General features: G+C 69.3%; 23 protein-coding genes. 13 read left to right on the plus strand and 10 right to left on the minus strand.

The annotated features are described in order from the left end of the window. Positions 1 to 252: 252 nt before the first annotated feature. The 3 genes from rimI to pssA are packed head-to-tail and all read right to left on the minus strand — an operon-like array spanning position 253 to position 1870. Positions 253 to 693: a ribosomal protein S18-alanine N-acetyltransferase gene (rimI, locus tag DX914_RS20380; RefSeq protein WP_196778925.1), complete on the minus strand. Its 441-nt coding sequence runs from the start codon at positions 691 to 693 to the stop codon at positions 253 to 255. Between the two features lie 53 nt (positions 694 to 746). Then, positions 747 to 1097: an alanine acetyltransferase gene (locus tag DX914_RS20385; RefSeq protein ID WP_425480684.1), complete on the minus strand. Its 351-nt coding sequence runs from the start codon at positions 1095 to 1097 to the stop codon at positions 747 to 749. Next, positions 1094 to 1870 (minus strand): CDP-diacylglycerol--serine O-phosphatidyltransferase, encoded by a 777-nt coding sequence (gene pssA, locus DX914_RS12595; RefSeq protein WP_425480696.1) that lies wholly within the window; start codon positions 1868 to 1870, stop codon positions 1094 to 1096. The genes DX914_RS20385 and pssA overlap by 4 nt, the downstream gene beginning before the upstream one ends. Positions 1871 to 1975: 105 nt before the next feature. Between pssA and DX914_RS12600 the strand changes: the two genes are divergently transcribed. The 3 genes from DX914_RS12600 to DX914_RS12610 all read left to right on the plus strand — a co-directional run bounded on the left by DX914_RS12600 (position 1976) and on the right by DX914_RS12610 (position 4983). Beyond that, the gene (locus DX914_RS12600; RefSeq protein WP_115859476.1) at positions 1976 to 2398 is read left to right on the plus strand and encodes a DUF4124 domain-containing protein; all 423 of its coding nucleotides are present in this window, start codon (positions 1976 to 1978) and stop codon (positions 2396 to 2398) included. A gap of 361 nt (positions 2399 to 2759) precedes the next feature. Beyond that, positions 2760 to 4478, plus strand: coding sequence for a proline--tRNA ligase (locus tag DX914_RS12605; RefSeq protein WP_115859477.1), 1719 nt, complete (start codon positions 2760 to 2762; stop codon positions 4476 to 4478). A 130-nt stretch (positions 4479 to 4608) separates the two neighbouring features. Beyond that, positions 4609 to 4983, plus strand: a complete 375-nt coding sequence (locus DX914_RS12610) for an H-NS histone family protein (RefSeq protein WP_115859478.1) — start codon at positions 4609 to 4611, stop codon at positions 4981 to 4983. Positions 4984 to 5110: 127 nt separating this feature from the next. On the opposite strand, the gene DX914_RS12615 is transcribed toward DX914_RS12610, so the two are convergent. Then, on the minus strand, positions 5111 to 6361 hold the full coding sequence (locus DX914_RS12615) for a threonine/serine exporter family protein (RefSeq protein WP_115860166.1): 1251 nt from the start codon (positions 6359 to 6361) through the stop codon (positions 5111 to 5113). Between the two features lie 275 nt (positions 6362 to 6636). On the opposite strand from DX914_RS12615, the gene DX914_RS12620 reads away from it, so the two are divergent. From DX914_RS12620 to DX914_RS12640, 5 genes are read left to right on the plus strand one after another with little or no spacing between them, the layout of a single operon-like run. Beyond that, a complete protein-coding gene (locus tag DX914_RS12620) occupies positions 6637 to 7788 on the plus strand; it encodes an ABC transporter permease (RefSeq protein ID WP_425480685.1) in 1152 nt (383 codons plus the stop codon). Further along, positions 7785 to 8621, plus strand: coding sequence for an ABC transporter ATP-binding protein (locus DX914_RS12625; protein ID WP_115860168.1), 837 nt, complete (start codon positions 7785 to 7787; stop codon positions 8619 to 8621). The genes DX914_RS12620 and DX914_RS12625 overlap by 4 nt, the downstream gene beginning before the upstream one ends. 26 nt (positions 8622 to 8647) lie before the next feature. Further along, positions 8648 to 9520 (plus strand): CPBP family intramembrane glutamic endopeptidase, encoded by an 873-nt coding sequence (locus DX914_RS12630; protein ID WP_196778900.1) that lies wholly within the window; start codon positions 8648 to 8650, stop codon positions 9518 to 9520. A gap of 46 nt (positions 9521 to 9566) precedes the next feature. Beyond that, positions 9567 to 10493 carry an MlaD family protein gene (locus tag DX914_RS12635; protein ID WP_115859480.1) on the plus strand — a complete coding sequence of 309 codons (927 nt, stop codon included), beginning with the start codon at positions 9567 to 9569 and terminating at the stop codon, positions 10491 to 10493. Continuing rightward, positions 10490 to 11152, plus strand: a complete 663-nt coding sequence (locus tag DX914_RS12640) for an ABC-type transport auxiliary lipoprotein family protein (protein WP_115859481.1) — start codon at positions 10490 to 10492, stop codon at positions 11150 to 11152. Before DX914_RS12635 ends, DX914_RS12640 begins: the two co-directional genes overlap by 4 nt. 150 nt (positions 11153 to 11302) lie before the next feature. On the opposite strand, the gene DX914_RS12645 is transcribed toward DX914_RS12640, so the two are convergent. Then, positions 11303 to 12121 (minus strand): 4'-phosphopantetheinyl transferase family protein, encoded by an 819-nt coding sequence (locus DX914_RS12645; protein WP_115859482.1) that lies wholly within the window; start codon positions 12119 to 12121, stop codon positions 11303 to 11305. Positions 12122 to 12224: 103 nt separating this feature from the next. Here DX914_RS12645 and DX914_RS12650 point away from each other — a divergent pair, with 103 nt between their 5' ends. Further along, positions 12225 to 13853 carry an electron transfer flavoprotein-ubiquinone oxidoreductase gene (locus tag DX914_RS12650; protein WP_115859483.1) on the plus strand — a complete coding sequence of 543 codons (1629 nt, stop codon included), beginning with the start codon at positions 12225 to 12227 and terminating at the stop codon, positions 13851 to 13853. A gap of 65 nt (positions 13854 to 13918) precedes the next feature. Here DX914_RS12650 and DX914_RS12655 read toward each other — a convergent pair whose 3' ends face one another. Both DX914_RS12655 and DX914_RS12660 read right to left on the minus strand, forming a co-directional pair. Then, entirely contained in the window at positions 13919 to 14551 is a 633-nt protein-coding gene (locus tag DX914_RS12655; protein WP_115859484.1) for a CoA transferase subunit B, read from the minus strand. A gap of 36 nt (positions 14552 to 14587) precedes the next feature. Then, positions 14588 to 15325: a CoA transferase subunit A gene (locus DX914_RS12660; RefSeq protein WP_115859485.1), complete on the minus strand. Its 738-nt coding sequence runs from the start codon at positions 15323 to 15325 to the stop codon at positions 14588 to 14590. 116 nt (positions 15326 to 15441) lie between these two features. Between DX914_RS12660 and DX914_RS12665 the strand changes: the two genes are divergently transcribed. Continuing rightward, positions 15442 to 16362 carry an ATP-grasp domain-containing protein gene (locus DX914_RS12665; protein ID WP_115859486.1) on the plus strand — a complete coding sequence of 307 codons (921 nt, stop codon included), beginning with the start codon at positions 15442 to 15444 and terminating at the stop codon, positions 16360 to 16362. Here the strand turns inward: DX914_RS12665 and DX914_RS20035 are convergent. The 3 genes from DX914_RS20035 to DX914_RS12675 all read right to left on the minus strand — a co-directional run bounded on the left by DX914_RS20035 (position 16359) and on the right by DX914_RS12675 (position 19600). Continuing rightward, the gene (locus DX914_RS20035; RefSeq protein ID WP_147300661.1) at positions 16359 to 16562 is read right to left on the minus strand and encodes a hypothetical protein; all 204 of its coding nucleotides are present in this window, start codon (positions 16560 to 16562) and stop codon (positions 16359 to 16361) included. The genes DX914_RS12665 and DX914_RS20035 overlap by 4 nt on opposite strands. A 20-nt stretch (positions 16563 to 16582) precedes the next feature. Continuing rightward, entirely contained in the window at positions 16583 to 17932 is a 1350-nt protein-coding gene (locus DX914_RS12670) for a hypothetical protein (protein ID WP_147300662.1), read from the minus strand. A 255-nt stretch (positions 17933 to 18187) separates the two neighbouring features. Continuing rightward, a complete protein-coding gene (locus tag DX914_RS12675; protein WP_115859488.1) occupies positions 18188 to 19600 on the minus strand; it encodes a mannose-1-phosphate guanylyltransferase/mannose-6-phosphate isomerase in 1413 nt (470 codons plus the stop codon). 134 nt (positions 19601 to 19734) lie between these two features. Between DX914_RS12675 and DX914_RS12680 the strand changes: the two genes are divergently transcribed. From DX914_RS12680 to DX914_RS12690, 3 genes are all read left to right on the plus strand, one after another. Next, positions 19735 to 20526, plus strand: coding sequence for a D-hexose-6-phosphate mutarotase (locus tag DX914_RS12680; RefSeq protein ID WP_115859489.1), 792 nt, complete (start codon positions 19735 to 19737; stop codon positions 20524 to 20526). Between the two features lie 178 nt (positions 20527 to 20704). After that, positions 20705 to 21451: an electron transfer flavoprotein subunit beta/FixA family protein gene (locus tag DX914_RS12685; RefSeq protein ID WP_115859490.1), complete on the plus strand. Its 747-nt coding sequence runs from the start codon at positions 20705 to 20707 to the stop codon at positions 21449 to 21451. Beyond that, positions 21451 to 22389 (plus strand): electron transfer flavoprotein subunit alpha/FixB family protein, encoded by a 939-nt coding sequence (locus tag DX914_RS12690; RefSeq protein ID WP_115859491.1) that lies wholly within the window; start codon positions 21451 to 21453, stop codon positions 22387 to 22389. Before DX914_RS12685 ends, DX914_RS12690 begins: the two co-directional genes overlap by 1 nt. Positions 22390 to 22395: the final 6 nt, after the last annotated feature.

Genomic DNA, 22395 nt, shown 5'->3' on the forward strand with positions numbered 1-22395 from the left:
CGCTTGCGGACGGAAGCTGTTGCTGTTGCTTCAAAGCAGCACACCCACACTCCTTCGCGAGCTCGGAGCTGATCGCGGCTCACGCCGCTCCTACAGAAGGCGCAGATCTCACAGAGACCGGAGCGTTCGTCGTAATCGCGGGTTCGCGGTCGCAGCTTGCGCAGCTCCTACCCCAAGGCTGGTGGGGACGTCGCAGTAGTTGCGGGTTCGCGGCCGCAGCCTGCGCAGTACCTACAGGAAGCGTTCGACCCGTTACGGCGCCTCGGGCGGCAGCAGCTCCATCGCCATCACCAGCGCGTCCTCGCGCCCATCGCGGGCCGGGTAATAGCGTGGGCGCCTGCCGATCTCGTTGAAACCCTCGGCGTGGTACAGCGCGATCGCGTTGGGATTGGACGGGCGCACTTCCAGGAACACGCGCTCAGCGCCGCGGCCGCGCGCGATCTGCAGCAGCGCCAGCAGCAGGCGACGGCCGTGGCCGTGGCCCTGTTCGTCGGGCGTCACGCAGACGTTGAGCACGTGCGCCTCGCCGGCGGCCAGGCTCATCAGGAAATAGCCCAGGATGCACTCGCCGCGGTACAGCACCCACGACGGATAATCGGCGCGCAGGCAGTCGCGGAAGATGCCCAGGGTCCAGGGGAATTCGTAGGCGCGGATCTCGATCGCGTGCACCGCCTCCAGGTCGGCCTCGCGCATCGGGCGCAGGCCGGCGGCCGGCGCCTCGCGGTCGAGGTCGGCGGCCAGCGCGTTCACCTGCGGCGGCTCCGGCGCAGGCCGCGCAGCAGCGGCCACAGCGCGCGCTTGGCCGCGGGCGCACCGCGCAGGGCGGCCGCGTCGTACAGGGCCAGCACCTGGCTGTCGGGCGCCTCGCCGGCGCGCACGCCGGCCGCGCGCAGCACCGCGCGCAGCAACGGGTCCTGGGCGGCGGACGCGGGCGGCGCCGCAGCGCGCGCGGGCGCGGCAACCGGTGCCGACGCACGCGGCGGCGGCGACACAGGGGCAGGCTCGGCCGCCCGCACCGGCTCGGCGCCCGCCAGCACCATCGCCGGATGCCCCAGCGCCTGCAGCCACTCGCGCTGCTGCGCGCTCCACAAACTCACGGGGACGTCCCCACGTCGGCCGGCGGCAGCCGGCGCGCACGCCGGTACAGCGCGTACACCGGCCCGGACAGCGCATAAGGCGCGAAGATCAGCAGCAACACGCTGGGCGGATCGATGGCGATGGCGATCACCACCACCACCACGATCAGGATCGCCAGGAACGGCACCCGGTCGTGCTTGGGGCCGCCGCCCTTGAAGCTGAAGTAACGCAGCCGGCTGACCATCAGCAGGCCGGCGATCACGGTCACGGCCAGGGCGAAATAGCGCAGCTCCTCGCCGGTCCAGCCCAGTTCGTCGCAGGTCCAGACGAAGCTGGCCACCAGCCCCGCCGCGGCCGGGCTGGCCAGGCCGATGAACCAGCGCTTGTCGACCTGGCCCACCTGGGAATTGAACCGCGCCAGGCGCAGCGCGGCGCAGGCGGCGTACAGGAAGGCGGCGATCCAGCCGATTTTGCCGGGCATGGGGCCGTCGTGTTTCATCGACTCCAGCGCCCAGTGGAACATCACCAGGGCCGGCGCCAGGCCGAAGCTGATCAGGTCGGCCAGCGAGTCGTACTGCACGCCGAACTCGCTCTGGGTGTTGGTCAGGCGCGCGACGCGGCCGTCCACGCCGTCCAGGATGGCGGCGATGAAGATGGCCACGCAGGCGGTGCCGTAGCGCCCCTGGGTGGCGGCGATGATGGCGTAGAAACCGGCGAACAGGCCGCCGGTGGTGAACAGATTCGGCAGCAAATAGATGCCGCGTCCGCGCGGTCGGGGCGTAGGCGTAGGCATGGGTTCCATAACCGAAGTGTAGCGCTTGCCTGCGCGGCGGCGCGGTGCTGCAATCGGCATTCCCCCGCAATACCCGTTCCAGCACCGTCCTGCCCGGAGCCGACCATGACCCGCCCCATTCCCCCTGCCCTCGCCCGTGCGCTGCGTTCGACGTGGCTGGGCGCCGCGCTGTGCGCGCTGGCGCTGCCCGCCCTGGCCGGCGAGGTGTACCAGTGGAAGGACGCCAACGGCGTCACCCACTACTCCGATTCGCCGCCGCCGAACCAGGGCAACGCCAAGAGCCGCCTGATCGTGCCCAAGACCGGCACGCCCTCGGTCACCCAGGCCAAGACCGCCGAAAGCGCCGACTGCACCACCGCGCGCACCAACCTCAAGCAGCTGCAGGGCACCACCCCGCTGGGCCTGGACGCCGACAAGGACGGCAAGGCCGACGCGGTGTTCACCTCCGAGCAGCGCGCCGCGCAGACCAAGCTGGCCGAGGCCTCGGTGGCGGCATATTGCAAGCCGGCGGTGCCGGCGGCTCAGTAACGAGCAGTCGCGAGCGGCGTCCGCGCCGCTCCCAAGCAATTCTCCGAACCTGCCTCCCCCTTTAAAAGAGAGGGGGATCGGAGGGGGATTTGCTCTTTGGCGCCCCGCCGCCATCCGAGCGAAAAAAGCAAATCCTCCCCAGCCCGCCCAGCCGGCAAGCTGGGCTTGCCGGCGCTCGACCGTGCGCGAACCTGCGGTTCGCAAACGCACGCTCTCCCCCTTTTTCAAAGGAGGGAGCAAAACGCAAAGCCACTCAAGAGGCCCCTGAGCCTCGGCCAGGCAGGTTTTTACCCCACCCCATTCGCGCCCAAGCCCCGCGCACGGCAAAATGGCCGCTTCCCTACTTGCCCAGCCCCCGCCGATGCGTCTGTCGCAGTTCCACCTCCATACCAGCAAGGAAACCCCCGCCGAAGCCGAAATCGTCAGCCACAAGCTGATGCTCAAGGCCGGCATGATCCGCAAGCTCGCCGCCGGCCTGTACACCTGGTCGCCGCTGGGCCTGCGCGTGCTGCGCAAGGTCGAGCGCGCGGTGCGCGAGGAAATGGACGCCGCTGGCGCGATCGAGGTGCTGATGCCCTCGGTGCAGCCCAAGGAACTGTGGGAGGAGACCGGGCGTTGGGAGAAGTTCGGCGGCCAGCTGCTGAAGATCCAGGACCGCAAGGAAGCCTGGTACTGCTACGGCCCCACCGCCGAGGAAGTCATCACCGACTTCGCCCGCACCGAACTGGCCAGCTACAAGCAGCTGCCGGTGAATTTCTACCAGGTGCAGACCAAGTTCCGCGACGAGATCCGCCCGCGCTTCGGCGTGATGCGCGCGCGCGAATTCCTGATGAAGGACGCCTATTCCTTCCACGTCAGCGACGAGGACCTGGGCCGCGAATACCGCAACATGTACGACACCTACGGCCGCATCTTCACCCGCCTGGGCCTGAAGTTCCGCGCCGTATTCGCCGATACCGGCGCCATCGGCGGCAGCGCTTCGCACGAGTTCCACGTGCTGGCCGACTCCGGCGAGGACGCCATCGCCTTCTCCGACGGCTCCGATTACGCCGCCAACGTGGAACTGGCCGAGGCGGTCTCGCCCGGCCCGCGCCCGGCCGCCGCCGAGGCCCTGCGCCGCGTCGACACGCCCACCCAGAAGACCTGCGAGGACGTGGCCGCGCTGCTGGGCATCGCCCTGCAGCGCACGGTCAAGTCGGTGGCCATCGTCGGCGCCGACGGCGAAGGCCAGCCGCAGTTCGCCCTGGCCCTGGTGCGCGGCGACCACACGGTCAACGAGATCAAGCTGTCCAAGCTGGCGGGTCTGGGCGAGTACCGCCTGGCCACCGAGGCCGAAATCCTCGAGCACCTGGGCGCCAACCCGGGCTTCCTGGGCCCGGTCGCGCCGGCCAAGCCGATTCGCGTGATCGCCGACCGCAGCGTGGCGGCCCTGGCCGACTTCGTGGTCGGCGCCAACGACAACGGTTACCACTTGGCTGGCGTGAACTGGGGCCGCGACCTGGCCGAACCCGGCGAGGTCGCCGACATCCGCAACGCCGTGGCCGGCGACCCCTCGCCCGACGGCCAGGGCACCCTGGGCATCGCCCGCGGCATCGAGGTCGGCCACGTGTTCCAGCTGGGCCGCAAGTACGCCGAGGCGATGAAGCTGACCGTGCTGGACGAAACCGGCAAGGCCGCCACCCCGGCCATGGGCTGCTATGGCATCGGCGTGTCGCGCATCGTCGCCGCGGCGATCGAGCAGAACCACGACGAGGCCGGCATCTGCTGGCCCGAGGCGATGGCGCCGTGGGCGGCCGTGGTCTGCGTGATCAACCCCAAGAACGACGCCGCCGTGGCCGAGGCCGCGCTGGCGCTGTACCGCGACCTCAACGCCGCCGGCGTGGAAACCGCGCTCGACGACCGCGGCCTGCGCCCGGGCGCGATGTTCGCCGACATGGAATTGATCGGCGTGCCGCACCGGATCGTGGTGTCCGAACGCGGCCTGGCCGCGGGCACCTACGAATACCGCCAGCGCCGCGCCGCCGAGGCCGAAAACCTGGACCGCGAGCGCCTGTTCCAGCGCCTGGGCCAGCCGGCCTAAGTCCCCCGGCAAACCCCCGCACCCCCTGGGAAAACCCCCAGGGAGATTTACGCCGCGCGCGCCCCCGATTATTATCCGGGGGCATGCCATGGACCGGCCGATTATCCACCCCCATTATTCCGGAGGCTCCATGTCGATCGACCTGAACTCGCTGTCCGCGAAAGAACTCGAATCGCTGATCGCGCAGGCGAAAAAGCGCAAGACCACGCTGAACAAGCGCAAGCCGATCGCCACGGTGCGCAAGAAGCTGACCCAGCTGGCCAAGGCCGAGGGCTACGACATCGCCGAGCTGTTCGGCAACGGCGCCGCCCCGCGTGCGGCCAAGTCCGCCGCCGCCAAGCCGGCCGCCGCGCGCAAGGCGCGCAAGCCGCTGGGCAAGGTCGCCCCCAAGTACCGCAATCCGGCCAACACCGGCGAGACCTGGACCGGCCGCGGCAAGCAGCCGCGCTGGCTGGCCGCCTACACCGGCGCCGGCCGCAAGCTCGACGAATTCCTGATCAAGTGAGCCGTTAAGGCCCGCTTGCGAAAACGCCGGCGCAAGCCGGCGTTTTTGTTTGCGTTTCCTGGATTATCTACGGGATAAATCTGGCCGACCCGTCCGATATGCGGCCGATTATTTCGCCCTGTTCGGCTCAGAGATTCCGCCGCGCCGGCAGCAACAAATTGCCGAACAGCAGGCCGGCGATCAGCGCCAGCAATATGTTGATCACCGCCAGCACCGCGTCCTGGCCGACCTCCATGTCCTGCTGCTGGATCAGGGTCAGCAGGCCGCGCAGGCTCACGCTGCCGGGCACCAGCATGATGATGCCGGGCACGCGCACGATCGCGCCCGGGCGCTTGCCCCAGCGCGCGTAGGCATTGCCGGCCGCGGTCAGGCACAGCGCGGCCAGGAAGATGCCGGCCGGGCTGCCCCAGGCCTCGCCGGCGAAGCGCGAAATCAGATAACCGCCGGCCGCGGCCGCCATCACCTTGGGGTAATCGCTGCGGTGGGCGCGGAACAGCACCGCGAAGGCGTAGGCGGCCAGGGCCAGGCCCACCCACTCCACCCAGGCCGGCTGCGGCCGCGAGGCCTGGATCAGCGGCTTGAGCCCGAGCAGGTCGGCCAGGTACAGGGCGATGATGGTGCCCACGGCCAGCTTGACCACCGTGGTCAGCGCGCCGGCGAAGCGCGCGGTGCCGGAGACCAGGTGCTGGCTGGTGAGTTCGTTGACCGCATTGGTCAGCGCCATGCCGGGCAGCAGCACGATCAGCGAGGCGATGATCACGGTGTTCTGGTTGAGCGGGCCGACGAAGCTGGCCACCAGCACCGCCATGCCCGCGGCGAGCATCGCCGCCACCGCGTCCACCGCTTCCTTCAGGCGCGGGCGCATGCCGGACAGTTCGATCAGCAGGCCGATCATCAGGCCGTTGACGCCGGCCACGGCGATGTCCAGCCACGGCAGCCGCAGCAGCGCGCCCACCGCCGCCGCGGCCAGGCCGAAGGCGATCACCTGCATCGCCCGCCAGCGCGCGCTGCGCGGCCGGTCCAGCGCCTGCAGCGCGGCGTGGCCCGCGGCCAGGTCCAGGCGGCCGGCCATCACGTCTTCGGCGATGCGGTCGGTTTCGCTGAGCTTGTACAGGTCGTTCTCGCCCGGCGGCATCCGGATCACCCGGGTGGTGTCGCTTTCGCCGGGCGCGCGGTGGGGATCGCTGAAGGTCAGGATCAGGCCGGTGGGGTTGGACCAGGGCTCACATTCCAGGCGCAGGCGTTGCGCCACCGCGGTGACCGCGCCCTCCAGGCGCTGGGCGGTGGTGCCGTAGGCGTGCAGGCGCTCGGCCAGCTCGACCACGAACGCGATGCGTGCGGCGTAACTGGTCGCGCTCAAAGGGGCGGGCGTGGACATGCGCGAAAGCATCGCATGCGCCGGCCGGTTTGGGACGGCCGGATAGGCGGCGTGGGCGCAACGCTGCCGTCGCATGGCGATGTTGGTTCATCGAAGCAGGGCGATGGGAGGCATGCCGCTGAAGCCACTGGATTCCCGCGTTCGCGGGAATGACGGTTGTGGAATTCGCCGCGCCCCACCCACCGTCGTTCCCGCGAACGCGGAAACCCAGGGCTGCATCCAGGCATGACACCGAGGTCTATCCGCCCCCAAGCCCACAACTTGCTCACCTGGCCATGGCTAGCCTGTATCCTGCGCCCCGAGGCCCTATGACCGAACCGTCCACGCACGCGCCGCAGATCGCCGCCGACGCCCAGACGCCGTCGCGGTTGCGCCTTTCCGGGCGTTGGACCCTGGACCACGCGCACGCCATCTCCGCCGCGCTGCACGGCGCGCCCGCGGGCGAGGTCAGCGTGGACGCCACCGGCGTGGAGCGGCTGGACTCGCTGGGCGTGCTGCAGCTGATGCGCTTCGCGCGCCGGCGCGAGCTGGACTTCGACGCCTTCGAATTCCACGAAGCGCACCGCGCCCTGGTCGTGGCGATCGAGGACGTGGCCGACGAGCGGCCCAAGAAGAAGCGCGAGTACGGCGTCTACGCGGCGCTGGCGCGCCTGGGCTACGCGGTCACCGACAACTGGAAGGAAGTGCTGGCCCTGGTCGCCTTCTTCGGCGAAACCCTGGTCAAGATGCTGCGCCTGTTCAAGGAGCCCGGCCGCTTCCGCCCCACCGCCACCGTCCACCACATGGAGCAGGTGGGCCTGGATGCGGTGCCGCTGATCGCGCTGCTGTGCTACCTGGTCGGCGCGGTGGTGGCGTTCCTGGGCGCGACCATCCTGCGCGACTTCGGCGCCACCATTTTTGTGGTCGAACTGGTCAGCATCGCCTTCCTGCGCGAGTTCGGCGTGCTGCTGACCGCGATCGTGCTGGCCGGCCGCACCGCCAGCGCGTTCACCGCGCAGATCGGCGCCATGGTCAGCCGCGAGGAAGTGGACGCGATCCGCACCCTGGGCATGGACCCGATCGACCTGCTGGTGATCCCGCGCGTGCTGGCGCTGCTGGTGATGCTGCCGCTGCTGACCTTCATCGCCATGATCGCCGGCCTGCTCGGCGGCCTGACCGTGGGCGCCTACAACCTGGATATTCCGCCGCAGCAGTACCTGGCGCGGATGCACGACACCATGGAGCTGCGCCACGTGCTGGTGGGCCTGTCCAAGGCGCCGATCTTCGCCCTGCTGATCAGCCTGATCGGCTGCCTGGAAGGCCTGCAGGTGCAGGGCACCGCGCAGTCGGTGGGCGAACGCACCACCTCCAGCGTGGTCCAGGCGATCTCGCTGGTGATCGTGATCGACGCCTTCGCCGCGATCTGGTTCATGGAGGTCGGGTTCTGAGCCACGCCCGCGCCGACGACGCCCCCCATCCCGCGCCTGCCGACGACGGCGCGCCGATCATCCGCGTGCGCGGTCTGGTCAACCGCTTCGGCGAACAGACCGTGCACGACGGCCTGGACCTGGACGTGCGCCGCGGCGAAATCATCGGCGTGGTCGGCGGCTCGGGCACCGGCAAGTCGGTGCTGATGCGCTCGATCCTGGGCCTGCGCCGGCCCGATGAAGGCGACATCCAAGTGCTCGGCATCGACGCGCGCAGCGACGATCCGGCGCGGCGCCGCGAGATCGAGCGCAACACCGGCGTGCTGTTCCAGGACGGCGCGCTGTTCTCGTCGCTGACCGTGGGCGAGAACGTGCAGGTGCCGCTGAAGGAGTATCACGGCGACCTGCCCGACACGCTGCGTTACGAGCTGGCCCTGCTCAAGGTCAAGCTGGCCGGCTTGCCCGCGGACGCGATCAACAAGCTGCCCTCGCAGCTGTCCGGCGGCATGCGCAAGCGTGCCGGCCTGGCGCGCGCGCTGGCGCTGGACCCGCCGCTGCTGTTCCTGGACGAACCCACCGCCGGCCTGGACCCGATCGGCGCGGCGGCGTTCGACCGTTTGATCCGCACCCTGCAGCAGGCGCTGGGCCTGACCGTGTTCCTGATCACCCACGACCTGGACACCCTGTACGCGATCTGCGACCGCATCGCGGTGCTGGCCGACAAGAAAGTGATCGCCTGCGCGCCGATGGCCGAGATCGAACAGCTCGACCATCCCTGGGCGCACGAGTATTTCCACGGCCCGCGCGCACGCGCCGCGCAGGTCGCGCGCGAGCGCAACGCCCGTTCCGCCTGACCGAAACCCCGCAAGGACGCCCCCGTTTGCCTTCGCTGCTGTCCGACCACCTCACGCCTCTCGCCCACCTGCCCTGGGCCCTGCTCGCGCTGGCCTCGCTGCTGCTGTGGTGGCCCAAGCTGCGCGCTGCCAGCCTGGCGCTGCTCGCGGCCGCGGGCGCGGCCGGCTTCGCCCTGGGCCAGCTCGACGCGCGCGCGCTGATCGCGCTGGCGCTGCTGGCCCTGGCCGGCTGGATGATCGCGCCGACGCGGGCGCGCGCGGCGCGCATAGGCGGGCATGCGCTGTTCGTGCTGGTGGCGCTGGCGCTGGGCTTCCACGTCGCGCCGGGCTTCCACAACGCACTGGCGGTGCCGCCCACGCGCATCACCGCCGACGCGATCGAATTCAGCATGTACCTCAACCTGGACAAGCCGCTGGTCGGGTTCTGGCTGCTGCTGGTTTGGGGCGGCGCGCAGCGCGCGCGGCCGCCGGTCGACTGGTTCAAAGCCGCGCTGCCGGCCGGCCTGGGCGCGGCGCTGCTGTGTTTGGGCATCGCCTATGTGCTGGGCTTGGTCGCCTGGGCACCGAAATGGCCTGCCTGGGGCACGCTATGGGCGCTGAACAACCTGTTGCTGGTGACCCTGGCCGAGGAAGCGCTGTTCCGCGGTTACCTGCAGGAAGGCCTGATGCGGCGCTGGCGCGAACGGCGCTGGGGCGATGCCGCCGCGATCGCGGTGGCCGCGGTCGCCTTCGGCCTGGTGCACTGGGCCGGCGGCTGGGCCTGGGCGCTGCTGGCCACCGCGGCCGGCGCGGGCTACGGCCTGGCCTACCGCCGCGGCGGCCTGCAAGCGGCCATGCTGGCGCACTTCGGCCTGAACCTGATTCACTTCACCGCGCTCAGCTATCCCATGCTGGCATGATGACCGTCACGATCCGCCCCCCGGCGTTCCCCGTTGCAGGTGCCTGATGGAAACCAAGGCCAATTACGTCCTCATCGGTGCGTTCACGATCATCGTGACGCTGTTCCTGCTGCTGTTCGCGCTGTGGGCCGCCAAGTACTCCTCGGAGAAGAGCTGGCGCGAGTACGCGGTGATCTTCAACGAGCCGGTCACCGGCCTGTCCGAAGGCAGCAGCGTGCAATACAACGGCATCTCGCTGGGCACGGTGCAGGCGCTGCGGCTGGCGCCGGACGACCCGCGCCGGGTGATCGCGCAGCTGCGCCTGCAGGCCGACGCGCCGATCAAGGCCGACACCCGCGCCAAGCTGTCGATGACCGGCATCACCGGCAGCCCGATCATCCAGCTCACCGGCGGCAGCCCCGGCAGCCCGGCGCTGGCCGACGTCGACCGGCGCGAGATTCCGGTGATCCAGACCGAGGCCTCGGCGCTGCAGAACATCGCCGACACCGCCAACCGCCTGGTCGCGCGCCTGGACCAGGTGCTCAGCGACGAGAACGTGAAGCGGGTGTCGAACACGCTCAGCAACATCGAAGCCATGACCGGCTCCATCGCCGACCAGCGCGAGGACCTGCGCGCGCTGATCGTCAACGCGCGCAAGTCCAGCGAACAGCTGTCGGCCACCCTGGCCACCACCGACCAGGCGGTGAAGAGCGTGGACCGCGAACTGGTGGCCAAGCTGCCGGGCCTGATCGCCAAGCTCGACAGCACCCTGGGCCGGCTTGACTCGGCCGCCAACGGCGCCAACAACCTGCTCAACGACAACCGCGCGGCGATCAACAGTTTCGCCAACGACGGTCTGGCCCAGCTCGGCCCGACGCTGTCCGAGCTGCGCGTGCTGGTGCGCGACCTACGCCGCATCAGCGACCGCCTGGAAAGCAACCCGACCCGTTACCTGCTCGGCCGCGACGCCCAGAAGGAGTTCGAGCCGCAATGACCACGCGCCCCCTCGCCCCCCGCCGCCTGCTCGGCGCCGCGCTGCTGCTGGCCCTGGCCGGTTGCTCGCTGCTGGGCGACAAGCCCAAGGAACGCTCCACCATCTACGCGCCGGACCCGCGCGTGCAGGCCGATCCGTCCTGGCCGCAGGCGAGCTGGCAGCTGTCGCTGACCCCGCCCAGCGCCGCGCGCATGATCGACAGCCTGCGCATCGCGGTACGGCCCACGCCCAACGAGCTGCAGGTCTACAAGGGCGCCAACTGGGCCAAGCCGCCGGGCGAGATGCTGCAGGACGCGCTGCTGCGCGCGCTGGAGGATTCCGGCCGGATCGGCGCGGTCGCGCGCCAGGGCAGCGGCATCGCCGCCGACTATAAGCTGGTGCTGGACCTGCGCCGTTTCGAATCCGACTACGCCGGCGAGGAACTGCCTTCGGCCACCATCGAGGTCAGCGCCAAGCTGCTGCACAGCAGCGACCAGCGCATCGCCGCCGCGCGCACCTTCGTCCAGCGCCAACGCGCGACCAGCACCGCGGTGCCCGACGTGGTGAACGCCTTCGACGGCGCGCTGTCGGCGCTGACCCGCGACATGGGCGGCTGGATCCTGAGCAGCGGCAACGAGCACGAGCGCAGCGAGCATTCGCGGCCGGCGGCGCGGCGCTGAGGCTGGGAAGCAACAGCAAAAGCAAATCCCCCGTCGTCCGCTGCGCGGACGCCCGCCCCCTTTTTCTAAGGGGGCTAAAGAGCGGCACATCGCTCATGTCTATCGCTATCCGCCCCCTTCGCATCTGTTCCCCCCTTTGAAAAAGGGGGGCTAGGGGGGATTTGCTGTTGCTGTTGCTGTTGCCGTTGCTTCCCCAACCCGCAACACCCGCCCCAAATCCACCCCCGCATACGGCAACGCCGCCACCCGCTCGACCGCAACCGTATCCGCCGCCACGCGCCGCCGCCGCAGCGCGATCGCGCCCACATAGTCCACATCCAGGCGAAAACTCCAGAACCGCCACGCCGGCGCGGCCGCTCGCTCGCCCAGCCAACGCGGCGTCCCACCCTCGCCGTCGAACGCGAACGCCAACCGCCGCAGCGGCAGCCGCAGACCGCGGCCGCCGGCCTTGGCGCAGGCCTCCTTCAGTGTCCAATGGCGCAGGAACGCATCGCCGCGCTGCGCCTGCGGCAGCGCCAGCAGCGCCTCACGTTCGCGCGGGTCCAGGCTCGGGCCCTGCCAAAGCTCGGAGGTGTCGCTGCCGCGCCGCTCCAGATCCAAGCCCGCGCGGCCGCCGGGCGCGACCAGGCAGCCGACCCGGCCGGCGCAGTGCGACAGGCTGAAACCCCAGCCCCCGGCGTCCAGCGCGCGCGGCGCGCCATACGGCCCGCGCGCGTAGCGCCAGTCCTGCGGCGCACGCGGCACGCAGGCCGACAGCGCGTGGCGCACCAGCAAGCGCGCCACCAGCGCCTCGCGGCGCACCTCGGGCAGCCGCAGCCGTTCCAGCCGCGCGCGCTCCTGCGCGTCCAGCAGACCCAGCTGCGCCTCGTACAGCGGATCGTGCGCCGGGTCGACCTCCGCCAGGAACAGCCGTGCCGCGCCGGCCGCGCGGCCGGGGGTGGGCGTGATCGGGGTGGCGGTTGAGGTCATGCGCGGGCTCTGAGGCGCCGTCGCCGAGCATACCGGCGCCGCCCGGCTTTGAGTCGGCGGCGCAAACCCGCGACAATTCGGCCTCAGCAAGCGGAGAGCCAGCATGAGCGAACACAGCCCCCACCCCGCCGAGGTCGAGCGCGACGTCATGGAGTACGACGTCGTCACCGTCGGTGCCGGTCCGGCCGGCCTGTCGTTCGCGATCCGCCTGAAGCAGCTCAACCCCGACATTTCGGTCTGCGTGATCGAAAAGTCCAGCACCATCGGCGCGCACATCCTGTCCGGCGCGGTCATCGAGACCGGCCCGCTGGACGCGCTGCTGCCGAACTGGCGCGACAACCCGCCGCCGATCTGCGTGCCCGCGACCGAGGACGAGTTCTGGCTGCTGTCCAAGACCGGCGGACGCAAGCTGCCGCTGCCGCCGGGCATGCACAACAAAGGCAACGTGATCGTAAGCCTGGGCGCCATGTGCGCCTGGCTGGCGCCGCAGGCCGAAGCGCTGGGCGTGGAGATCTACCCCGGCTTCGCCGCGTCCGAAACCTTGCACGACGCCGACGGCCGCGTGCTGGGCGTGCGCATCGGCGACATGGGCGTGGCCAAGGACGGATCGCACAAGCCCGGCTACACCGCCGGCATCGACATCCGCGCCAAGGTCACCGTGTTCGCCGAAGGCGCGCGCGGCCACCTGACCAAGCGCCTGATCAAGCGCTTCGGCCTGGACGCGAACAGCGATCCGCAGGGCTATTCGATCGGCATCAAGGAACTGTGGCAGGTGCCGGAAGACCGGGTCACGCCCGGCAAGATCGTGCACAGCTTCGGCTGGCCGGCCGACAGCCGCATCTACGGCGGCAGCTTCCTCTATCACCTGGACAAGGGCCGCATCGCCCTGGGCTACGTCAGCGGCCTGGACTACGCCGACCCCGAGTACAAGCCCTGGGAAGCGTTCCAGCAGTGGAAGAACCACCCCATGGTCAAGCCGCTGCTGGACGGCGGCAACCTGGTCTCGGCCGGCGCGCGCGCCATCGTCACCGGCGGCTGGCAGTCGCTGCCCAAGGTCGAGATGCCCGGCGCCTTGTTGATCGGCGACACCGCCGGCCTGCTCAACGTGCCCAAGATCAAGGGCACCCACCAGGCGATCCGTAGCGGCATGCTCGCCGCCGAGCACCTGGCCGCCTCCGAGCTCGCGCCGGAAGGCTTCGACGCCAAGCTGCGCGCCTCGCCGGCGATGGACGAACTGAAGAAGGTGCGCAACATCAAGCCCGGCTTCAAGCGCGGCCTGTGGTGGGGCATGCTCAACGCCGCCTGGGAAACCGTCACCGGCGGCCTGTCGCCGTGGACGCTGAAGAACAAGGCCGACTGGTCCTCGCTGGACAAGCTCAAGGACGCCGAAAGCCCCAAGCGCGACTACAGCGAACGCACGCTCGCCCCGCGCGACCGCCTGGCCGGCGTCTACTTCGCCGCCACCGAGCACGACGAAGACCAGCCCGCGCACCTGAAGGTGGCCGACACCTCGGTCTGCGTGACCCGCTGCGCCGAGGAATACGACAACCCCTGCACCCGCTTCTGCCCGGCCGGCGTGTACGAGATCGTCGAGGACGCCGAAGGCAAGCGCCTGCAGATCAACGCCGCCAACTGCGTGCACTGCAAGACCTGCGACATCAAGGACCCCTACGAGATCATCACCTGGGTCACGCCGGAAGGCGGCTCGGGGCCGAATTACCAGAATCTGTAACAGCGCGCCACAACCGCGCAAAAAAAGCCGCCCGAAGGCGGCTTTTTTTGCTGAGACGCTGCCGCTCAGGCGCGCTTGAACGCCACGCCGGTCTTCTCGCGCAGTTCGTCCTCGCTCACGTCCGGCGCGATTTCCACCAGCACCAGGCCGTCGGCGGTGACGTCCATCACCGCCAGCTCGGTGATGATGCGGTTGACCACGCCCAGGCCGGTCAGCGGCAGGGTGCACTCGGGCAGGATTTTGTGCTCGCCGTTCTTGGCGCTGTGCTCCATCAGCACCACCACGCGCTTGACGCCGGCCACCAGGTCCATGGCGCCGCCCATGCCCTTGACCATCTTGCCGGGCACCATCCAGTTGGCCAGGTCGCCCTTGTCGGTGACCTGCATGGCGCCCAGGATGGCCAGGTCGATGTGGCCGCCGCGGATCATCGCGAAGCTGTCGTGGCTGCCGAAATAGCTGGCGCCGTCGCGCGCGGTCACGGTCTGCTTGCCGGCGTTGATGAGGTCGGCGTCGACCTCGTCCTCGGTCGGGAACGGGCCGATGCCGAGCAGGCCGTTCTCGGACTGCAGCCACACGTCCATGCCCTCGGGGATGAAGTTGGCCACCAGCGTCGGCAGGCCGATGCCGAGGTTGACGTAGGCGCCGTCGGTGAGTTCCTGCGCGGCGCGCTGCGCCATTTGATCGCGGGTCCAAGCCATGTCGAATTCCTTGGTAAGTGTTCGCGCGTCAGCGCGTCAGGCGCGCACGGTGCGCTGTTCGATGCGCTTTTCGGGCGCGGCATTGAGCACGATGCGGTCGACGTAGATGCCTGGCAGGTGCACGTGGTCGGGATCGATCTGGCCGACTTCGACGATTTGCTCGACCTCGGCCACGCAGACCTTGCCGGCCATCGCGCAGGCGGGATTGAAGTTGCGCGCGGTCTTGCGGAACACCAGGTTGCCGGCCTTGTCGGCCTTCCAGGCCTTGACCAGCGACACGTCGGCCTTGAGCGCGGTTTCCATCACGTAGTGGTGGCCGTCGAACTCGCGCGTCTCCTTGCCGTCGGCCACTACGGTGCCGTAGCCGGTGCGGGTGTAGAACGCCGGGATGCCCGCGCCGCCAGCACGCAGGCGTTCGGCCAGGGTGCCCTGCGGGTTGAATTCCAGTTCGAGTTCGCCGGACAGGAACTGGCGCTCGAACTCCTTGTTCTCGCCCACGTAGGACGAAATCATCTTCTTGATCTGGCGCGTGGTCAGCAGCAGGCCCAGGCCGAAACCGTCGACGCCGGCGTTGTTGGAGATCGCGGTCAGGCCCTTGACGCCGCTGTCGCGCAATGCGGCGATCAGCGCCTCGGGGATGCCGCACAGGCCGAAGCCGCCCACGGCCAGGGTCTGGCCGTCGGCGACCAGGCCGCGCAGGGCCTCGTCGGCATTGGGAAACACCTTGTTCTTCGCGGCGCCGGCGCTGCGCGTCGCGGCAATGGCCTGAGCCATGGGGGAACTCCTGTCGGGGACCGGCACAGTTTACCGTGCCGGGCGGCAGGGCCCCACCGGCCATTGGTGCAATGGCCCGCTCGTTTCCCGACACGCGCCGCGGCTAGACTCGGCGTATGAGCCGACTCGCCCTCGCCACCGCCATCGCCGCCACCGGAACCGACACCGATATGGTGCCGCTGCTCGACGCCTGCGCACGCGCCGGGCTGTCGGCGGACGTGCGCGCCTGGGACGACCCCACCGTGGCCTGGTCACGATACGACGCCGTACTGCTGCGTTCGCCCTGGGACTACACCCAGCGGTTGCCGGAGTTCCTGGACTGGTGCGCGCGCGTGGACGCGCAATCGCGCCTGCTCAATCCACTGGCGGTGGTGCGCTGGAACACCGACAAGCATTATCTGGCCGACCTGGCCGCGCGCGGCGTACCGGTGGTGCCCAGCGCCTTCGTCGAACCCGAAGGCGAGGAACCGTTGCCCGCGCTGCAGGCCTTCCTGGCTACGCACGCCGACGCCGCCGAATACGTGGTCAAGCCCACCGTCAGCGCCGGCTCGCGCGACACCCAGCGTTATTCGCGCGCGCAGGAATTCGCCGCCGCCAACCACATCGCGCGCCTGCTCGACGCCGGTCGCAGCGTGCTGCTGCAGCCGTACCTGGCCTCGGTCGACCGAGATGGCGAAACCGCGCTGCTCTACTTCGACGGCGTCTACAGCCATGCCATTCGCAAAGGCGCCCTGCTGCGCCCCGACGACGGCGCCACCGAGGCGCTGTTCGCGCCGGAGCAGATCGTGGCGCGCGAACCCGGCGACGACGAACGCACGCTGGCCCAGCGCGTGCTGGAAGCCGCCGCGGCCGCGCTGAACCTGGACGCACCGCTGCCCTATGCGCGCGTCGACCTCATCCGCGACAGCGACGGCGCGCCGCGCCTGCTGGAGCTGGAGTTGTGCGAACCCTCGCTGTTCTTCCCGCACGGCGAAGGCAGCGCCGACCGGTTCGTGGCGGTGCTGCAGCGGGCCATAAAAATCAGCGCCACATCCTAGGAAACCTCCAGGACAGCGCAGCAGGTGTCGTCATCGGTGGCCGTCCAATCTTGCGGATTATCGTTGAGCTTTTCAGCCTGCAGCTTGTCGTATGGCCCACGTCGCAGCAACACCTTGAACTCGACCCCAGCGTGCTCAAGAGCATTTTCTTTTGCTCTTACTTGTTCCTTTTTTCCAGTGAAAATCATGATCCTGGACATTGCTGCCCCCTAGCAAAAGATTATCGAGTCGCTTCTGCGAGACGATTTGCCTCTGATGTGGTCAATTTCGCCACCACCACCCTCATGTCGGACAAGCTTTTGACAGCTAGGAAATCAAGCCGATCGGTGTGCGCAAGCGGCACCCCGGCCTTTGCCGCCAGCGCATCCAACCTCACCGCGTCGAGCTTACTACCCTGCCCAAAGTAGGCCCAAAGCATGTCGCTTTGATCAGCTATGCCTTTTTGATAGGCCGATTGAAACTTCGACACCAAAGCGTTGTATTCCGCCTCCTCGCTTTCGGCCTTAGCTCTCTGCGTCTGCGCCAGCTGTTTAACCAGGCCCAGGCATGCATCGTAGAACTCCTTGTCCCCGTCTCCTATCTTCAGGCCGTTGCGAAGACGAACCACGCAGGTCATCTCGATCTCGTTGAAGTCATCGCTCTGACGCACGATCTCCAGCACCGTCTGCGCGATCTCCCTACCCGCCGCCGGCGCGTTGTTATGCGCCGAACTCGCCGCACCCCACGCGGCCACCAAGGCCTCGCCCTGCCGCTGCAACGCTGTCGCTAACGTTGCCTGATATGCGGCAGCTTCCTTGTGCGCAGCAGCCGCACCATCGGCCGCATCGCATTTGGCCTTCTTTTCCTTGATCTGCGCATCGGTGACGGCTCCGCTGGCGGCTTTCGGCGCGCTCGCGCATTCGCCTTCGGGCGCCTGATCGAATGCTGCCTTGGCCGCGGCCGCGCTGGCCTTCTTGGCATCGGCCTCGCGCTGACGCGCGCCATCGAGCAGCTTGATGGTTTCTTCCGTGGTGCCCGCGTCGGTGGCCTTGGCCAGCGTGGTCAAGGCGGTGGACTGCGCGCGGGCCACGCCGGTGATCTGTTCGATCGCCAGGATATGCACCATCGCACGCTGATCGCGCGCGGCCTGCACGATGAACTCGTCGGTACTGACCGCACCGCTGAGATAGCGCTCGCAATTGCGGAACATCGCCTCGCGCAGGATGTTGATCGTCTGAGTGCGCTCGATGGTCGCTGCATTTTCCGACAGGGCGTGTTTGATCTCCCCGCTCAGCGCCTGGGCTTTGTCGGCCGAGAACGTGGCTTCGGCCCCCGCCGAAAGGCTGGTAGCCAAGGCCGTGAACACATCCGGCGGTGGCTCCGAACAAAAGCGGCGATAAGTCTTGCCATCGACGGGCTGACCCATCGCGCTGATTACGTTGCGTTGCTTCGCGTCGATGCTGAGGATGTGCGCCCGATTACCCCAAGGCGTCGAGCTGCGATGTATCGACGTCGCGCACCCCAACAGGGCGCAAGGCAGCAGGATCCATAGTAAAGCGCGAATAGCGGCGATATGCCGACGGCCGTCCATAGCCTTCCCCTATGCTGGCAGCGTTGTCGTCCATGACCGACCAGGGATGGGATTCGTCAGTACCGCTCAGATCTGCACGAATTCGCGTTCGCCCGTATCGGATCCCCCGCGCTTGGATTAACCCAGCGCGGGAGGCTTGACAAGCGATCGGCGATGAACGGTAGGCCGGGCGCGCAAGAAGCGCGCAAGCCGAACATATGTTTGACGCGAAAACGGTGGCGCACCGGACAAATTCGCCGCGCCACTGAGCTGGGGTCAACTGCGCCCGTACACATCCTCGAGCCGGACGATATCGTCCTCGCCCAGGTAACCGCCGGACTGCACCTCGATCAGTTCCACCGGCTCGCTGCCGCGGTTGCGCAGGCGGTGCACGCTGCCGCGCGGGATGTAGGTGCTCTCGTTCTCGCGCAGTTCGAACACGCGTTCGTCGCAGGTGACCTCGGCCACGCCCGAAACCACGATCCAGTGTTCGGCGCGGTGCTCGTGCTTCTGCAGGCTCAGCGCGGCGCCGGGCTTGACCACGATCTTCTTGACCTGGAAACGCGGACCCACGCCGATGGAGTCGTAGCTGCCCCAGGGGCGGTAGACCTTGCGGTGGAACAGGTGCTCGGTGCGGCCGGCGGCCTTGAGCTGATCGACGATGATCTTGACGTCCTGCACGCGGTCCTTGCGCGCCACCAGGGTCGCGTCGGCGGTGTCCACGATCACCAGGTCCTCGACGCCGAGGGTGGCGATCATGCGCCGGTCGGAGGCGCGCACCAGGCTGTCGCGGGTGTCGACCGAGATCACGTCGCCTTCGTGGCGGTTGCCGTCGGCGTCGCGCTGCGCCACCGACCACAGCGACGACCAGGAACCGATGTCGCTCCAGCCGCAGCTTACCGGCACCACCGCGGCGCGGTCGGTCTTCTCCATCACCGCGTAGTCGATCGAATCGCTGGGACTGGCGGCGAAGGCATCGGCGTCCAGGCGCAGGAAATCCAGGTCGGCGTGGGCGGCGTCGAAGGCCGCGCGCGCGGCGGCGTGGATCGCCGGCGCGCGTTGCGCCAGTTCGTCCAGGTAGCTGCGCGCGCGGAACAGGAACATGCCCGAGTTCCAGGCGTAGGTGCCCTCGTCCAGGTAGCGCTGCGCGGTGGCCAGGTCGGGCTTTTCGACGAAGCGCTCGATGCGGTAGCTGTCCTCGCCCAGCGCCGCGCCGCGCAGGATGTAGCCGTAGCCGGTTTCGGCGTAGTCGGGGCGGATGCCGAACGCGACCAGCCAGTGCTCGTCGCCGAGCCGGCGCGCGGCGGACACGGCTTCGCGGAACGCGGCCTCGTCCTCGATCAGGTGATCGGCCGGCATCACCAGCAGCAGCGCGTCCGGGTCGCCGGCCAGCGCGTGCAGGGCGGCGGCGGCGATCGCCGGCGCGGTGCTGCGCGCCACCGGTTCCAGCAGGATGCCGCCGCTGCGCACGCCGATGGCCTGCAACTGCTCGCCGACCATGAAGCGGTGATCGTCGGCGCAGACCGTGATCGGCGGCTGCGCGTCGGGCAGGGCGTTGGCGCGCAGCACGGTTTCCTGGAACAGCGAGTGGTCCCCGATCAGCGACAGGAACTGCTTGGGTTGGTTCTGTCGCGAAAGCGGCCACAATCGGGTACCGCTACCGCCGCTGAGGATGACCGGGTGCAACATTTCGACTCCGCATGGGGATTACGCCGTGAAGGGTACCGGATCGGGGCCGCGCACCGCCGGCTTCGGGCCAGGCCGGCCGGCGCCACCGCTCAGGCCGCAGTCACCCGGCTTGTGCGCAGGACGGCGCGGATCGCATGAGCGACATCGTCGAACTGCAGGGCCCGGATGGCGCCACCGCGCGCGTTTGCGCCCACGGCGGCCAGTTGCTGTCCTGGGTCTGCGCCGGCCACGAGCGCCTGTACCTGAGCCCGCGCGCCCGCCACGCCTCCGGTCAGGCCATCCGCGGCGGCGTGCCGGTGATCTTTCCCCAATTCGGCGACCGCGGCCCCGGCCCGCGCCACGGTTTCGCCCGCGTGCGCGCCTGGACCCCGGCCGGCGAGGGCCGCTGGCGCCTGCGCGACGACGACGCCACGCGCGCCCTGTGGCCGCACGGCTTCGAGCTCGAACTGACGGTGTCGCTGCAGGCGCGCGCCCTGAGCGTCGGCCTGGACGTGGCCAACACCGGCGATGACGCCTTCGCGTTCACCGCTGCCCTGCACACCTATCTGGCGGTGGATGCGCTGGCAGGCTCCCATCTGCACGGCCTGGGCGGGCGCGCCTATTACGACGCGGCCCGCGGCGGCACGCGCGCGACCCAAACCGAAGCGGCCCTGGCCTTCGCCGGCGAACTCGACCGCCTCTACCCCGGCGCGGCCGGCGGCCTGGCGCTCGACGACGACGGCCGCCGCCTGCGCATCGACGCCGAGGGCTTCCCCGACACCGTCGTCTGGAACCCGGGGCCGGCGTTGGCCGTCGAGTTGGCCGACCTGGGGCCCCGCGAGCACGAGCGCTTCGTCTGCGTGGAGGCCGCCGCCGCGGCGCAGCCGCTGCGATTGGGCCCCGGCGAGCGCTGGCACGGCCGCCAGACCCTGACCGTACCGGATTGAGCCCTTAGGCACGGATCCAAGCACGTTGCCAGCACACTGACGGCATTTAGCCCGCGCCTGCCTGCCGTCTCCGGTATCGTGCCGGCCTGCGCCGCGCGACGGTCTCCGCTAGAATTGGCGGTTCTCGGCCCCCGGGCCGCGCACCCCCACTAGGGCATTCCCAAGGAACCCCCGCACGATGAAGATCCTCGTCGGCTATAAGCGCGTGGTGGACTACAACGTCCGCATTCAGGTCAAGCCGGATGGCTCCGGCGTGGTCACCGATGGCGTCAAGCTGTCGGCCAATCCCTTCGACGAAATCGCCCTGGAAGAAGCGCTGCGCCTGCGCGACAAGGGCGTGGCCACCGAGGTCGTGGTCGCCACGATCGCCCCGGCCGACGCCCAGGCGCACCTGCGCAACGGCCTGGCCATGGGCGCCAACCGCGCCATCCACGTGGTCAGCGACCAGCCGATCCAGCCGCTGACCGCCGCGCGCACCCTGCTCAAGCTGATCGAGAAGGAACAGCCGGACATCGTGATCCTGGGCAAGCAGGCCATCGACGACGACGCCAACCAGACCGGCCAGATGCTGGCCACGCTGTGGGGCCGGCCGCAGGCCACCTTCGCCTCCAAGCTCGAAGTAGCCGACGGCAAGGCCACCGTGACCCGCGAAGTCGACGCCGGCCTGGAAACGCTGGAAGTCGAGCTGCCGGCCGTGGTCACCACCGACCTGCGCCTGAACGAACCGCGCTTCATCAAGCTGCCCGACATCATGAAGGCCAAGAGCAAGCCGCTGGAGACCGTGCAGTTCGCCGACCTCGGCGTGGATGTCGGCGACACGCTCAAGACCACCCATTACGCCCCGCCGCCGAAGCGCAGCAAGGGCGTGATGGTCAAGGACGCGGCCGAACTGGTCGCCGCACTCAAGGCTAAGGGGCTGCTGTGATGAGCAAGGTTCTTATCGTCGCCGAACATCTGGACGGCAAGCTCAACGCGTCCACCGCCAAGTGCGTGTCCGCCGCGCAGGCGCTCAAGCCCGAGTCCATCGACGTGGTCGTGCTCGCCGCCGACCCGGCCGCCGTGGCCGCCGAGGCCGCGCAGATCGCCGGCGTGGCCAAGGTGCTGACCGTGGCCAACGCCGCCAACACCAACGCCATCGCCCAGGTGCAGGCGCCTCAGATCGCCGCGCTGGCCGCCGGCTACAGCCACGTGTTCGGCCCCTCGACCACCTTCGGCAAGGACCTGATGCCCTGCGTGGCCGCGCTGCTGGGCGTGGCCCAGGTCTCGGACGTGATGGCCGTGGAAGGCAGCCACACCTTCAAGCGCCCGATCTACGCCGGCAACGCCATCGTCACCGTCGAGGCTCCGGCCGATCACGCCGTGGTCGCCACCGTGCGCACCGCGTCCTGGCCGGAAGCGGGCAAGGGTGGCAGCGCCACGGTCGAAGCCGCCTCGGTCGACGCCGCCCTGCCCAGCCACACCCGCTATATCGGCCTGGCCGCCGGCAAGTCCGACCGCCCCGACCTGCAGAGCGCCAAGCGCGTGGTCTCCGGCGGCCGCGGCGTGGGCTCGCAGGAGAACTTCAAGATCATCTACGACTTCGCCGACAAGCTCGGCGCGGCGGTCGGCGCCTCGCGCGCGGCGGTCGACGCCGGCTACGTGCCCAACGAGCTGCAGGTCGGCCAGACCGGCAAGATCATCGCCCCCGAGCTGTACGTGGCGGTGGGCATCAGCGGCGCGATCCAGCACCTGACCGGCATCAAGGACGCCGGCACCATCGTGGCCATCAACAAGGACGGCGACGCGCCGATCTTCGAGATCGCCGACATCGGCCTGGTGGGGGATCTGTTCCAGTTGCTGCCGGAGCTGGAAAAGGCGCTGTAAGCCGCA

It is taken from the genome of Lysobacter silvisoli (genome assembly GCF_003382365.1).
Classification (GTDB): domain Bacteria; phylum Pseudomonadota; class Gammaproteobacteria; order Xanthomonadales; family Xanthomonadaceae; genus Lysobacter; species Lysobacter silvisoli.